This window comes from Desulfosporosinus sp. SYSU MS00001, from assembly GCF_049943955.1.
GTDB lineage: Bacteria > Bacillota > Desulfitobacteriia > Desulfitobacteriales > Desulfitobacteriaceae > Desulfosporosinus.
The window spans coordinates 1-13,239 of record NZ_JBNFTW010000016.1 but is presented as its reverse complement, the minus strand read 5'-3'; the positions used below and the strand labels follow the sequence as shown (position 1 = coordinate 13,239).

The following is a 13,239-nucleotide window of genomic DNA, read 5'->3' as shown; positions in this document are numbered from 1 at the left end:
GGGAATTCCCCAAAATATGACTGTTATGTAAAAAATAATGCTCAACAGTCAAGGTACGCGACTGTCGAGCATTGCCTAATCCTTTATTATGATTATATTATAATCCGCATAGATAATACAATCATGGATTGATTAAAGCATCAACAACAATTGTTTATAGGTTTCTACAGTCATATCAGATCTCCAATGACCTGTCAGTTTAGCAATAACAATGCCCAACAACCAAAGGGAAAGGATAGCTATTGTAAGCAAAGGAATAGAAAGTGTTTTCTTTCCCCAAGATGCCTTCAATGTTAATGTATCTTTAACAGGACATTGCCGAACACAATTGAGGCAACCCGTACATTCGGGAGAAAAGACACGACTTTCATGTGCAACATCTATGCGGCTTGGACAACTCTTCGTACATTTTCCACATTCGATACAAGTATTTTGATTTCGAGTAATTTTAACAGGACTTAGAAAACTAATCACCCCCAGAAGAGCGCCATAGGGACAAAGATATCGACACCAGAAATTTTCAATTAAGACCGAAAGCAATGCCAAAACTCCGAACACTGAAAAGCCAATAATAGATAAATGTTCTATAAATTCGAGCATCATGACATCTGATATTCTATTGTACGGTGATTGAACAAAGGAAGCGGCATCTGTCCCACTCATTCCCCAGAAAATGGCTAACATAAAAAAGAGAAGGAGAACATATTTCAAAGAACGCAAAATAAGGTCAAGCCAAACAGGTGTTTTAAAATTTCGGCCGAATAAAGCTCGTCCTATCTTTCCAAGCCCCTCAGAAAGGGTTCCTATTGGACAGATCCAGGAACAAAATGTTCTCTTAAACAAAAGCGAAGTTACTAGGATTACCAGAAAAATTACTAAACCTGCCGGATGGACAGGGTCGAATCTTCCTGTTGCTAACCATGCCCTCAGACCAACCAAAGCACTTAAAGGCAGAAAGGCTTCAACTCCGGGGGGTCTATTTATAATTGCCGATGACTGCTTTGTTATTTGATTTACAAACATGATAAAGTCAATACCAATATAAGCTACTATAAGCGCAAAGAACAATTGAACACCATGTCTCCATGACATAGGATTTTTAAGTTTAGAAAACATGGAATCCCTCATTTCTAAGATATAATTCAATCAAAGCTTATTATAACAAATAAGTTTTTAAAAGTATGTGATACAAGTCACAATTTTAAGGGGCATTTGTCATAGAAAGTGTCCTATGTACAGTTTCGCTGAAAGCGCCTGGCCAATAAGAAATGCTATCGCGCTGAAGGATAGACTTATCTATCGGTTTTTATAATAAAACCCTACATATAAGTGGATTTAAACCACAATTTATGCAGGGTCTTGTTTAATGAGGGGCGTTTATGCATTTTGAAACAGCCTCTCTTACTATTTGATAAATCGCCCTGATGATAATAATACTAAACTTAAGAATTAATTATTGTACCGCCATTAATATGTAAAATCTGTCCAGAAATATACGAAGAATCCTCACATGCCAAAAAAACATAGGCTGGAGCTAATTCTTTCGGCTGACCCGCTCGCTGCATCGGTGCCGTACTGCCGAAAACAGCTACTTGTTCCGCTTGAAACGTGGATGGAATTAAAGGAGTCCAGATTGGACCGGGAGCGATGCCATTAACTCGGATTCCCAATTTGCACAGAGACTCGGAAAGCGAACGGATGAAAGAAACCACGGCCCCTTTACTAGCGGCGTAATCAATGAGTTGGTCATGCCCTTCATAAGCCGTAATCGAAGTCGTATTGATAATAGTGCTTCCAGATTTAAGATGAGGTAATACTGCCTTAGTTAAATAAAAACAGCCAAATATATTTGTGCGAAATGTACGCTCTAGCTGATTGCTCGATATATCAAGCAAACTGTTTTGAGGATGTTGTTCTCCGGCATTATTCACCAAAATGTCTATTTGAGCAAAGGTCTGAAGAGTAGTATTTACAACCCCTTGACAGAACGATTCATCGCCAATATCACCAGCTATAAGCAAGCAGCGTTTTCCTAATTCTTCGATTCGGGCTTTCGTTATATTCGCGTCCAGATGTTCATTGTAATAGACAATGACAATATCGGCGCCTTCCTTGGCAAAAGCTATAGAGACAGCTCTTCCAATGCCACTGTCTCCACCCGTAATAATAGCTACTTTTCCTTTTAACTTGCCATTGCCTTTATAAGCCGGATCTTCAGCCAAAGGTAATGGATTCATTAACGTCTCGAGGCCAGGCTGCTGTTCTTGAAGCTGGGCCGGAAAGGTCGGTTTTGGCAATTTACCCTGGGTCATTTAAATGACTCCTTTCTTATTGTTCGTTTTTCCCATTGATTGAACGATAATAAAATGACCAATTATGGTCATTATTAATCCTCTTTCTATGGACTATCTCTCGCTTAAATTCTTCCATTTATCAGAGTGAACTCGTTCAGCTAAAGCTGAACATCGGGGCTTCAGAACAATAATGCCCAGTGGACATTATTGCCGAGCCGCCTTTCCCAATAGGAATACTTAGCGGCGAAGGAGGACTCTACTCCACCTGAAGTTAACAAGGGCCCCCCCCTTATAGAAGTGGGGGTCTTAAAAACTTAATAAAATTAAGGCTTTATCTTGTTATATAAAAGTGATATCATATTGGTATCGAAAGACTTGCGATGCAAAAAATTCTAAGGTATCCATACCTAGTTTAAGGAGGTTTATCACTATGTTTGAGAAAAAGGCTTGGGCTGTCAACGGGTATCTGGCTCTAATTTGTATGCTTGCCCTTTTAATTGGAGGAATCGCCCTAATAATCCAAAAGAACCTAATTGGGACTGTGCTCCTTATCACAGCTCTTATATTGGGAACAGGGATTATTGTCGTACAACCAAATAAAGCCTATGCCCTCGTATTTTTTGGAAATTACCTTGGCACTATTCGTAAACCGGGGCTTTGGCTAAGTATTCCCTTGGCCTCACGTAAAGGGATTTCCTTAAAGGTTCGCAACTTTAACAGTAAAACCTTAAAAGTTAATGATATCGAAGGGAATCCGATTGAAATCGCAGCCGTTGTTGTTTTTCGAGTAGTTGACACTGCAAAGGCCATTTTCGACGTAGAAAAATATGAACAATTTGTAGAAATTCAAAGTGAAACCGCCTTACGCCATGTCGCAACTCGCTATGCTTATGATAATTTCGAAGGTAATGATATCTCCTTACGCGGGAATCCGGAAGAGGTATCCGATGAATTGATGAAAGAACTTCAACAGCGGCTCATCCTTGCTGGAGTTGAAGTCAGCGAAACTCGTCTAACCCATCTGGCTTATGCCACAGAAATAGCAGGGGCAATGCTACAGCGCCAACAAGCTTCAGCGATTCTTTCAGCTCGCCAAATCATCGTTGAAGGGGCAGTTGGCTTAGTGCAGCTGGCTATCGAGCGAATTGAAAAAGAAGGCGTTATAGATCTTGATGATGAGCGCAAAGCATCAATGGTTAATAATCTCCTTGTATCCATAGTATCTGAACGTTCTATTCAACCCGTCGTAAATACCGGAACAGTGTATTCTTAATCCTTGCGCATTAATTCAGGAGCATCGGATGTGGATAACCATGAGTAAGAAACAATTTCTGCTTCGCATAGATCCTAAACTCTATGCCGTCCTAGAGCGATGGGCTGCTGATGAATTTCGTAGTGTCAATGCCCATATGGAATATTTGCTCCGTGACGCAGCCCGTAAAACGGGCCGACTAAAAGAGATTACTGCCAATCCCAAGGAACAAGAATCATAGTGAACTCGCTTACGCAAAAGCTGAACATCGGGACTTCAGATACAATAATGTCCAGTGGACAGTATTGCCGAGTCGCCTTTCCCAATAGGAATACTTAGCGGCGAAGGAGGACTCTACCCCACCTGAAGTTAACGAAGTACCCACCCCCACTTATAGAAGTGGGGGTCCCTAAAAACTGGATAATAGCGAGGCCGTATTTGAAATATTGGATCTGGATTATTTATAAAGAAAGAAAATACAAAGCAAATTAAAAAGCAAGCCTTCCAATTTTACTACTGATACAATTGGAAGGCTTACTAAACTTTTTGTTTACTTGTTTATTTGTTTAATTTTACAAAGTGATCATTTAAAAATGTTTTTGAGCGTACTCAATCCCAGCTTTGAAAGCTCTGGAATTCAAATCAGCTAGCTCGGGCTTTTTACCAGCCAATTCAACCAATGCCTTAATTAGAATCTCATCCTCAAGAGTTGGAGTCAAGGCTTGTATAACTCCCAGCATCACAATGTTGGCTACCTTCGACTCTCCTATTTCATGGGCAATATCATTCACTGGAACGCGAACAATTTGAATATCGTCTCTGCCCGGCAAATCCGGTACGATTGAGGAATTTACGTATAATGTTCCTCCAGGAACCACGCTGGCAATAAATTTTTGATAGGACGCTTCATTCATAACCAGAGCGATATCAGGTTTACCCACGGTCGGAGAACCAATCCGTTTATTAGAGATAATTACCGAACAGTTAGCAGTCCCGCCGCGCATTTCTGGTCCATAAGCAGGAATCCAGGTAACTTGACGCTTAGCGAGCATAGCGGCCTGAGCCATAACTTTGCCGATAAACAAAACCCCTTGGCCCCCAAACCCCGCGAATAAATATTTTGTTATTCCAGAAGTCATGAATTGCTTCCTCCTTCCAGAGCTGGAGTTTTCAGCTCACCCAAGGCAAAATAGGGTTTCATTTTTGTCGTTAACCAATCTAATGCTTCAACCGGATCAACACCCCAGTTGGTAGGACAGGTGGAAAGTATACTGACGAAAGAGTATCCTAAACCATCCAACTGAATTTGGAAGGCTTTTCTCAGAGCTTTTTTTGCTTCTTTAATAGCTTGTGGACTTTCGACAGATACTGAAGCTACGTAAACTGCCCCTTCGACTTGGGTCAAAATCTTTGGGAGATCTAATGGGAAACCCATCGTTACCGCATCTCGACCGTACGGAGAGGTCGATGTTCTTTGTCCTACCAGAGAGGTTGGGGCCATTTGTCCTCCTGTCATTCCATAGATGGCATTATTGACAAAAATGGAACTTATCTTTTCGCCGCGGGCTGCTGCAGATACCGTTTCAGCAAGTCCAATGGAGGCACCGTCACCGTCTCCCTGATAGGTAAAAACAAAACGATCAGGACGGGCTCTTTTAGCTCCTGTCGCTGCCGCAACCGCACGTCCGTGTGCAGCACCGATCATATCACAAGAAAAGTAGTTTTCACAAAAACCGGCACATCCCACAGGAGCTACGCCTATCGCCTTTTCAATTAGATTCATTTCTTCCAATAATTCACCGATCAAGCGATGAATAATCCCATGGGTACATCCTGGACAATAATGAAAGGGTCGTTCAGTTAGACCTGACGTCTTAGCGAAAATCGTTTTCATCCCTGTCCCCTCCCTAATAATTGTTTCTTAAAGGCATCTACAACCTCTTCCGGCTCGGGAGTCATACCGCCTTGACGTTTACATAAGCCAACTGGTGCTTGACCGTTTACGATCAGCTTTACGTCTTCCACCATTTGCCCAGAACTGAGCTCTACACTCATCCAACCTTTAATCTGAGGTAATCGAGCTGAAAGACCTTTTTCAGGGAAAGGCCATAATGTAACGGGCCGGAAGAGACCAACTTTTATGCCTTCTTCCCGCAGCATGTCCACAGCTGTTTCAGTGATACGGGCACTTGTCCCAAAGGCCACAAATGCAAATTCGGCATCATCCATGAGATACTCAGAAAAACGTTGTTCGGATTCTTTCATTAGGGATATTTTTTGACCCCAGCGAAGGTTTTCCGATTCGCCCAGATCCGGGGTGAGATAATAACTAATTACATTATTTTTGGGCCGCCCTTCAGCTCCGCTTGCAGCCCAGGTTTTCGGACTTAGCGTTCTACCATGATAAGGGGGAAACTCCACCGGTTCCATCATTTGTCCCAAAATCCCATCGACAGCGATAATCACTAAATTCCGATAATAGTCTGCGATATCAAAGGCCTCTTTCGTTAAATCCACCATTTCCTGAACTGATGCGGGGGCTAAAACGATACTGTGGTAATCTCCATGACCGCCGCCTTTTGTTAGTTGAAAATAGTCTGCTTGTGTGGGACCTAAACCACCTAATCCCGGCCCGCTTCTCATAACATCTACAATGACACAAGGAATTTCTGCAGCAAACAGATAGGAAAGTCCTTCTTGCATTAAACTAAAGCCGGGGCTTGAGGTTCCTGTCATGACTCGTTCGCCGACTGCTCCTGCACCATAGACCATATTTATGGCAGCCACTTCACTCTCCGCTTGTAAATAGGTTCCACCTGAGTTTTTCATTTTTTTGGACATATATTCCGGAATTTCAGTTGAAGGAGTGATCGGGTACCCATAAAATAAGCGGCAGCCCGCTTGAATCGCAGCTTCGGCGATTGCTTCATTTCCCTTCATTAACATTGCCATACCAGACTCACTCTCCTTTCTCCTCACGATAAATTTCTAAAGCCAGGTCAGGACAGATTAAACCACAAAAAGCGCAACCTATACATAAGCTTTGATCGGTCATTTCTACAGCATAAAAGCCCTTACTGTTTGCCTTGTCACCGATCTTTAAGATCTTCTTAGGACAAGTATGGACACAGAGGCCACAACTCTTGCAGCGTTCCACGTTAATTTTAACAAGATTCTTCATCAAACTCTCCTCCTTTACTCGATAGATGAACGTTTCCCCGGAGTTTTCCAGCCAAGATTTAAGAACCGCTGAACGGGAATCCAATCAGCTTCCCAAGGAAGACCCACGTTCTCAGCCCATTGCGGATTCATCCCGCAGGCAACCTTTGGTATCTTAGTTTGAGCCTCTAGTTCATGCAAAAGTTCTTCAGATTTACGCCAATCTCCTACTGTCGTCCACTCTTGCAGGTTAGAATTATTAATCCACCCTTGAACCTTCAAGTGCGATTTAAGTTCCATGTCTCGTCTCAAGTTTTCAATTTCCTCCAGAGTACTGCTGAAGGGACGAAACACGTTAAGGACCTGAATAACTGCAACATCCTCTCTCTCCAAAAAGGTGTGATATCGTCCAACTACAGTCGCGCCGGTTTCATTCCCTCCAACATCAAGGAGAACTCGCTTGTTCGTATCTCTTAAGGCACCTTCAATTTGGGGAGTTAGCGAGGGATTTTCAGCCAACGCTAAATCACCTTGTGGACGGATCACTTCAACTCCAGCGTTTTCCAAAGGAATTGCAGCTTCCCGCGAACGAAAATAAGGATTGATCAAATCAAGATCTACCAAAGCTACTCGTTGATTCTTTTTTGCCCATTGGTACGCTAAATTTATGGTCAGCTGGGTTTTGCCGGCACCATATCCTCCCATTAAAACTACAATTCTGCGATCAAGTAGATTTATTTCTGACGTACACTTACCCCCCCAGTAAAAGTTAGTTGACTGATCTTAGTCAGAGCAACCTCTGTCCTTTTTGACTTAAGGCAGCCATCGTTAAGGCCATTAGTTTACTTCTTGGAGTATCATTTCGTGACGTTAAAACTATGGGAACTTGAGCACCCAGGATAATTCCGGCCATCGTTGCGCCTGCGAAATAAACCAGAGACTTCCCCATGACATTTCCAACTTCAATCGAAGGTACTAAAAACAAGTCAACATTTCCATTAATCCTACTGGAAATTCCTTTATGCTTTAAAGCAACTGCGCTGACTGCACCATCAAGGGCTAGAGGGCCTTCCACCACAGCATTGGGAAACTCTCCGTTTAGGTTCATTTCTTCTAATGCCTTAGCATCAACGGTTGCCGGCATTTTAGGATTTACAACTTCATTGGCAGTTAAAACAATAACATTGACCAATTCCATTCCAATTCCTTCTAAATACAATAGGCTATTTTCTAAAATTTCTTTCTTTTGTTTTAAGTCCGGAGCAATATTCATTCCGCCATCCGTTACAAAAAGCAAGCGGGTATAACCCGGTATTTGAAAGGCAGCCATATGACTGAGCAGACGGCCTGTTCTTAGCCCCCTTTCCGGTCTTAAAACTGCCCGAAGAAAATCAGAACTATTAATTAAGCCTTTCATTAAAAAACTAGCTTGTCCGTCAATGACAGCATCTACCGCTTTATGGGCCGCATGAATAGGATTTGGTTCATGGATTAGCTCTGTCTGGTCTAACCTAAATTCTATTTCTGCGGCATATTGTTTAATGACTTCTGTATCCCCGATCAGAAGAGGAGAAATAAGGCCTTCTATTTCGGCAAGCTTAATTGCTTCTAAAACTTCTTTATCAGCGGCGGCAGCAACTGCTACTTTCGTCCGCCCCATACTTTTTGCTTTTTCGAGCAGGGACTCAAACCCGGAATACCGCAATGTTATCACTCCATTTTCAGTCCAAAGGTTCACGCCATAGATTTATGCCTGATAAACCAGCGCCTGTTCTTCACCTTTTAAAACTCTTAAAGCCCCTAAAGCCAGAGCTTCCATTTCCTCTTCTCCAGGAGCCACTTCTACCTTGGCAATAAAAGCTATTCGTCGACTGATTTCTTCAATGATGAATTGTGAATGAGCAAGTCCGCCGGTCAATACGATTCGATCCACGTCGCCGGCCATAACGGCGGCCATAGCGCCGATTTCCTTAGAAACTTGATAACAGAGTGCTTCTAATACCAATTTTGCCTGAGAGTCACCTTCGCTCATCCGCTTTTCCGCCAAACGGGCATCTTTTGTCTTAAGATACGCAAACATGCCGCCTTCTTTGGTAATTTTGTTCAGCATTTCCTGTTCACTATAGTTACCTGAATAACAGAGTTTTACAAGTTGATAAGCAGGTAAAGTACCGCATCTATCCACAGAAAATGGGCCTTCACTATTGGCGTTATTAACATCAATCATCCTGCCTTTATAATGAGCGGCAACAGAAATCCCTCCACCTAAATGGACTACAATAAAATTGACTTCCTGATAAGTTTTTCCTATCTGACGAGCAACCTTACGGGCAACAGCCTTCATGTTCAAGGCATGTGACAGACTTATACGAGGTAATTCCGGCAGCCCGGAAAAACGTGCAAGAGGCTCCATTTCATCAACAGCAACTGGGTCAACAATAAAAGCAGGTACATTAATCCGTCGACCGAGATGGTAGGCAATAATTCCCCCTAGATTCGATGCGTGTTCTCCGCCCGGTGCATCCTGTAAAACGCGGACAAGGTTATCATCTACAAAATAAGTGCCGCCGATCAGGGGAGCAAGCAAGCCACCTCGTCCCGCTATAGCGTTAAAAGTTTCCAGGGCATCATCTTTTAAGGCCAGAGTTTTCAAAACAGCTGTAATTCGATATTCGTATTGGTCTCCAACCCGAGCAAAACCTTCAATTTCTTGAGCCGGATGGTCAATTCCCGTTTTCCAGAGACATGTTTCGTTTTCAAAAGCCGCAATTTTCGTCGATGTCGACCCTGGATTTATAACGAGTACTCTCAAACGTATCCTCCTTCGATAATTAATCCTATCAGCCTATATCAGCTGACAACTTAAAATGATCGAATAAATTATTGACTAAATATTAAGTATACGTTTAATTATAACATAAATCGCCGAAAAGACATGCTTCCTATTGTTGTCAGTGGTTCCCGTCATACGAGATATGGTATTTAAAATGGCACTCTTGATTTCAGAGTGCCTAAAAAAATAACACGCCATTAAATTTCAATGAGCAAATTACAATCTCATGAAATTTTAGGCGTGTTCAAATTTTATTGAGCGATTACACGACGAGCTCCTAAGTAACGTACTGACCAATATGAATTTGTCATATCATCATAAGAAACACCGCCGTTAGAAGAATTAAGCATTGTATTATTTCCAACATAGATCCCAACGTGTGATGCATCAGAGGCATAAGTATGGAAAAACACTAAATCCCCTGGACGCAAATCTGATCTGGAAACGGCTACTCCATTTGTAAACTGTCCTTCAGAAGTACGACTTAAGGAAATGCCAAAATGACGATATACATATTGAACATATCCCGAACAATCAAATCCTGGAGACGGAGAAGTCCCTCCCCAGACGTAAGGAATTCCCATGAATTGAGAAGCATAGCTTATGATTTGCCCTGCGCCGCCGGAAACAGCAACTGTCCCAGATACCCCACCAGCATCACCCCGTCCAATAGCCCCTGGGTCTCTCGCAGCATTAGCAGCTTCTATCTCTTGTTGTTGTATTAATTGTTGAATCCTGTTAACTTTTGCCTTTGCATTTACAGATTGGGTGAGCGTTGCTTTTTCCTCTGAACTTAACTGTGAAAGAATTTGCTGCTGCTTGGCTAAAGCTACTTGAACAGACTGTTGAGACTGTGTTTTTTCTTGGATTGTCGATTGAATAGACATTTTCTTTTGATTTATTAAGTCCTTTTGGCCATCTAAGGACTTATTCAGAGTGGCTATTTCATTTTGGATTTTACCATATGTTCCTACGATCATTTTAACCTGTTCTGCTCTATCTATGAAATCCGATAAACTGGTAGCATCAAGCAAAACAGAAATGTAAGTCGTTACACCATCTTCATAATTGCTTTTTACGAACTGCCCCAAAGCTTTTACATGTTCCTGACGTTGATCTTCAAGTTTCTGTTGTTGATTTTCTAAATCCTGAAGATGACTCTGCTCTTGCTTCAATAATTTTTGTTGTTGAGCAATGCTGTCATTTAAAACTTGAACAGATTGTTTGAGGCCTAAGACTTGTGCCGAAGCTTTTGAAACTTTGTCTTTTTGTGCACTCAAGGTCCCATTTAATGACTCAACTTGCTGCTGTGATTGAATTAACTGTTGATGCAAATCATCTGCTTGTACTGGAATAACTGAAGATACGAGTAAAAAGGTACCGACTGTTGTTACAACTGCTGACTTATATAAAAATAACTTCTTTTTCATCCATCAAACTCCTCAACGATCCTTAATAATTAAGAATTCGCCACAAATCTCTAAATTCCTTGTCAAAGAATTCAAAATTTGTCCAGAAGAGTTTAAGTTAGCACCTGAAATATCCAATAGATAAAACTATTCAACCCATAACGCAATTGGTAACCACGTTTCTTTTGTCAAAAAGCTCTCATTGACTTGCACTTCTAAAGCTAAAAAACGTTATTAAAGAATACTGAATGAAAGATCTTAGTTAATGAATTTACGTGCCGAGGGGCATGTTAATCCTACAATGCACTTTGAATCATCTGCCTCCTCTTGCTCTAGTGCATAAAGTACGGACTGATGACAGCCGGCACCAAACTCTATTTTGACATTGTCCTAGGTCACTAATGTTGACTCAATATACACCGAACGTGGTATTACGACCTTTTAGCTTCGCTTTGTAAAGGTTTGCGTCTACACGTTTAAGTAGTTGATCGAAATCTAGATCATTCTCGGATAATTCTACTATGCCAATACTTATAGTAACCCAGAGTTGATTGTTTTCCCATTGAAGAGAATGGTTTCCTATTGAAAGACGTAAGCGTTCAGCAATCAAATAGGATTCGTGAATATCTGTTTCGGGGAAAAGCACTAGAAATTCGTCCCCCCCTAAGCGTCCAAAATAATCACTTTCACGGATATTTGCTTGTAATATATTGGTTAACTCGATCAAAACCTTATCCCCTGCAGGATGACCAAAGGCATCGTTTATATTCTTGAAATGATCAATATCAAACATTACAACTGAGAAATGGTGCTGAAAACGACATGAACGTATCATCTCGTTTTTCCCTAGCTCAATGAGTTTCCGGCGATTGCTGATTCCTGTGAGGGAGTCGGTGGTTGCAAGTTTTTCCAACTCTTTTTGGGATTCAAATAAGTCACTTGTCAAGCACTGAATATTCAACATCAGGAAGGAAATAGCAATCATTATTACCAAAATATGTTCCGCAAAGCTGAATATGATATTTATAGGCACCGGGGCTAAAGTATCTCGGTCAGCAGGATTGATTATCCATAAGTAAGTACGAGCATTTAGGAATATACAATAGACTAAATGTAATAAGCCAATGGTCCACGATGTCAACCTATTAGAAGAAGTGCTTTTTTGAATGAGATTAAAGGCAATAAGTCCTGCATAGCATGTAAGCCAAAAAGAAAGCGAGAATAAACGAAAAAGCGGACTGTTATCGACAAAAGTGTAATAAGTAATTATAACTATAAAAACTAGTAAAGAGATAAGGTTTCGTTTATCGAATTCTACCTTGCCTGTAAAGTGTCTTACTCCTTCATAACGGACTAGCATTACTGAAACAGCTAAGGAATTTCCTACAACGATTGAAAAGAACACTGGAATTATAGGACGTGCAAGAACGAGGAAGCACATTACAGCTGCTAGAATGTGTGACACTGTCCAGGAGCCAAAACCAGGGTAGGTCTTTTGGGTCTTCCAATAAATCAGCATTGATAGAGCTACCACGAGATAAATCGACAGGTTCATAAGAAATAGTATTTTTAAAATCATAAATGTGATCCTTTTTCTTAGATAAATTTCGATTATAGCTTTCTTCTGCCTTTACATATTACACTAACGTTTTTCTTCTATCCAAATTTAATCAATGTTGTTGCGAATTTCTCCTATAGTACTATTTTTTTTTGCACCTACGCCTAATATCTCATCCGAATTTAATTATACCATTGTACCAGAACAAATTGTTTGAAAAATTATCATTGTCTCCTTTTATTGCCTATATAAGTAAAAATCCAGAGCATTTTGTTACTCTAGATTTCGTTTCATCTTGTTCTCGCAAAGCCGTTTAGTTTTAATAAGCTCAGATAGATTATAATAAAACACAAAAGAGACTACCTCGGCAGAGACAGTCTCTTTTGTGTTTTACCTGGCGATGACCTACTTTCCCAGGGGCTATGCCCCAAGTATTATCGACCCTGGAACGAAAGGCTGATGAGCCTTTCGCCACACTGCGTCCCGTTACGCATTCTCCTGCAGTGTGGACCCTTAACTTCCGTGTTCGGTATACGAAAAGCACGAAAGCCTCCGGTGGAGGGTTTCGCCGAGCCACCAGCCCCAGAGAATCACTTTGTGGCGAAGTACGAGGTTTTCGCCACATTGCGACTTGTGAAACATTCTCCTGCAATGTGGATCCGAACGGGTGTAACCCCGGTAGATATCTTTCATTTCTTTCATGAAACACAGATAGACTGCCATATTTGGCAGTC

The 13,239-nt window shown here is 41.4% G+C and carries 14 protein-coding genes and 1 pseudogene; 2 read left to right on the top strand and 13 right to left on the bottom strand.

Annotated elements, in window-relative coordinates:
* Positions 1-132 precede the first annotated feature (132 nt).
* Positions 133-1,116: a 4Fe-4S binding protein gene (locus ACPUYX_RS20050; protein WP_426381380.1), complete on the bottom strand. Its 984-nt coding sequence runs from the start codon at positions 1,114-1,116 to the stop codon at positions 133-135.
* Positions 1,117-1,442: 326 nt separating this feature from the next.
* Positions 1,443-2,312 carry an SDR family oxidoreductase gene (locus tag ACPUYX_RS20045; RefSeq protein WP_426381379.1) on the bottom strand — a complete coding sequence of 290 codons (870 nt, stop codon included), beginning with the start codon at positions 2,310-2,312 and terminating at the stop codon, positions 1,443-1,445.
* A gap of 412 nt (positions 2,313-2,724) precedes the next feature.
* On the opposite strand from ACPUYX_RS20045, the gene ACPUYX_RS20040 reads away from it, so the two are divergent.
* Together ACPUYX_RS20040 and ACPUYX_RS20035 are read left to right on the top strand one after the other, a co-directional pair.
* Positions 2,725-3,567, top strand: a complete 843-nt coding sequence (locus tag ACPUYX_RS20040) for an SPFH domain-containing protein (protein WP_426381378.1) — start codon at positions 2,725-2,727, stop codon at positions 3,565-3,567.
* 40 nt (positions 3,568-3,607) lie between these two features.
* Entirely contained in the window at positions 3,608-3,787 is a 180-nt protein-coding gene (locus tag ACPUYX_RS20035) for a hypothetical protein (RefSeq protein ID WP_200903134.1), read from the top strand.
* Positions 3,788-4,133: 346 nt separating this feature from the next.
* On the opposite strand, the gene ACPUYX_RS20030 is transcribed toward ACPUYX_RS20035, so the two are convergent.
* The 11 genes and pseudogenes from ACPUYX_RS20030 to ACPUYX_RS19980 all read right to left on the bottom strand — a co-directional run.
* Positions 4,134-4,685, bottom strand: a complete 552-nt coding sequence (locus ACPUYX_RS20030; protein ID WP_426381377.1) for a 2-oxoacid:acceptor oxidoreductase family protein — start codon at positions 4,683-4,685, stop codon at positions 4,134-4,136.
* Complete coding sequence (locus ACPUYX_RS20025; protein WP_426381376.1) at positions 4,682-5,440, bottom strand: thiamine pyrophosphate-dependent enzyme; 759 nt, start codon at positions 5,438-5,440, stop codon at positions 4,682-4,684. The genes ACPUYX_RS20030 and ACPUYX_RS20025 overlap by 4 nt, the downstream gene beginning before the upstream one ends.
* Positions 5,437-6,498 (bottom strand): 3-methyl-2-oxobutanoate dehydrogenase subunit VorB, encoded by a 1,062-nt coding sequence (gene vorB, locus ACPUYX_RS20020; protein ID WP_426381375.1) that lies wholly within the window; start codon positions 6,496-6,498, stop codon positions 5,437-5,439. The genes ACPUYX_RS20025 and vorB overlap by 4 nt, the downstream gene beginning before the upstream one ends.
* A gap of 7 nt (positions 6,499-6,505) precedes the next feature.
* Positions 6,506-6,727, bottom strand: coding sequence for a 4Fe-4S dicluster domain-containing protein (locus tag ACPUYX_RS20015; RefSeq protein ID WP_426381374.1), 222 nt, complete (start codon positions 6,725-6,727; stop codon positions 6,506-6,508).
* Positions 6,728-6,741: 14 nt separating this feature from the next.
* Complete coding sequence (locus ACPUYX_RS20010) at positions 6,742-7,410, bottom strand: hypothetical protein (protein WP_426381373.1); 669 nt, start codon at positions 7,408-7,410, stop codon at positions 6,742-6,744.
* 82 nt (positions 7,411-7,492) lie between these two features.
* Positions 7,493-8,410, bottom strand: a complete 918-nt coding sequence (locus ACPUYX_RS20005; protein WP_426381372.1) for a bifunctional enoyl-CoA hydratase/phosphate acetyltransferase — start codon at positions 8,408-8,410, stop codon at positions 7,493-7,495.
* A gap of 42 nt (positions 8,411-8,452) precedes the next feature.
* Positions 8,453-9,517 carry a butyrate kinase gene (gene buk / locus ACPUYX_RS20000; RefSeq protein ID WP_426381371.1) on the bottom strand — a complete coding sequence of 355 codons (1,065 nt, stop codon included), beginning with the start codon at positions 9,515-9,517 and terminating at the stop codon, positions 8,453-8,455.
* Between the two features lie 272 nt (positions 9,518-9,789).
* Complete coding sequence (locus tag ACPUYX_RS19995; RefSeq protein ID WP_426381370.1) at positions 9,790-10,968, bottom strand: NlpC/P60 family protein; 1,179 nt, start codon at positions 10,966-10,968, stop codon at positions 9,790-9,792.
* Between the two features lie 126 nt (positions 10,969-11,094).
* Positions 11,095-11,337, bottom strand: a pseudogene (locus ACPUYX_RS19990) (DUF169 domain-containing protein); the annotation flags it as partial.
* Between the two features lie 19 nt (positions 11,338-11,356).
* On the bottom strand, positions 11,357-12,526 hold the full coding sequence (locus tag ACPUYX_RS19985) for a GGDEF domain-containing protein (RefSeq protein WP_426381369.1): 1,170 nt from the start codon (positions 12,524-12,526) through the stop codon (positions 11,357-11,359).
* Between the two features lie 316 nt (positions 12,527-12,842).
* Positions 12,843-13,239, bottom strand: a 397-nt coding sequence (locus tag ACPUYX_RS19980; RefSeq protein WP_426381368.1) for a hypothetical protein, incomplete at its 5' end; no start/stop codon positions are given.

Bases quoted from the DNA above. Each gene is read 5' to 3' on its own strand.
- ACPUYX_RS20050 (WP_426381380.1), bottom strand. From the start codon at position 1,116: ATGTTTTCTAAACTTAAAAATCCTATGTCATGGAGACATGGTGTTCAA.
- ACPUYX_RS20045 (WP_426381379.1), bottom strand. From the start codon at position 2,312: ATGACCCAGGGTAAATTGCCAAAACCGACCTTTCCGGCCCAGCTTCAA.
- ACPUYX_RS20040 (WP_426381378.1), top strand. From the start codon at position 2,725: ATGTTTGAGAAAAAGGCTTGGGCTGTCAACGGGTATCTGGCTCTAATT.
- ACPUYX_RS20035 (WP_200903134.1), top strand. From the start codon at position 3,608: ATGAGTAAGAAACAATTTCTGCTTCGCATAGATCCTAAACTCTATGCC.
- ACPUYX_RS20030 (WP_426381377.1), bottom strand. From the start codon at position 4,685: ATGACTTCTGGAATAACAAAATATTTATTCGCGGGGTTTGGGGGCCAA.
- ACPUYX_RS20025 (WP_426381376.1), bottom strand. From the start codon at position 5,440: ATGAAAACGATTTTCGCTAAGACGTCAGGTCTAACTGAACGACCCTTT.
- vorB (WP_426381375.1), bottom strand. From the start codon at position 6,498: ATGGCAATGTTAATGAAGGGAAATGAAGCAATCGCCGAAGCTGCGATT.
- ACPUYX_RS20015 (WP_426381374.1), bottom strand. From the start codon at position 6,727: ATGAAGAATCTTGTTAAAATTAACGTGGAACGCTGCAAGAGTTGTGGC.
- ACPUYX_RS20010 (WP_426381373.1), bottom strand. From the start codon at position 7,410: ATGGGAGGATATGGTGCCGGCAAAACCCAGCTGACCATAAATTTAGCG.
- ACPUYX_RS19995 (WP_426381370.1), bottom strand. From the start codon at position 10,968: ATGAAAAAGAAGTTATTTTTATATAAGTCAGCAGTTGTAACAACAGTC.
- ACPUYX_RS19985 (WP_426381369.1), bottom strand. From the start codon at position 12,526: ATGATTTTAAAAATACTATTTCTTATGAACCTGTCGATTTATCTCGTG.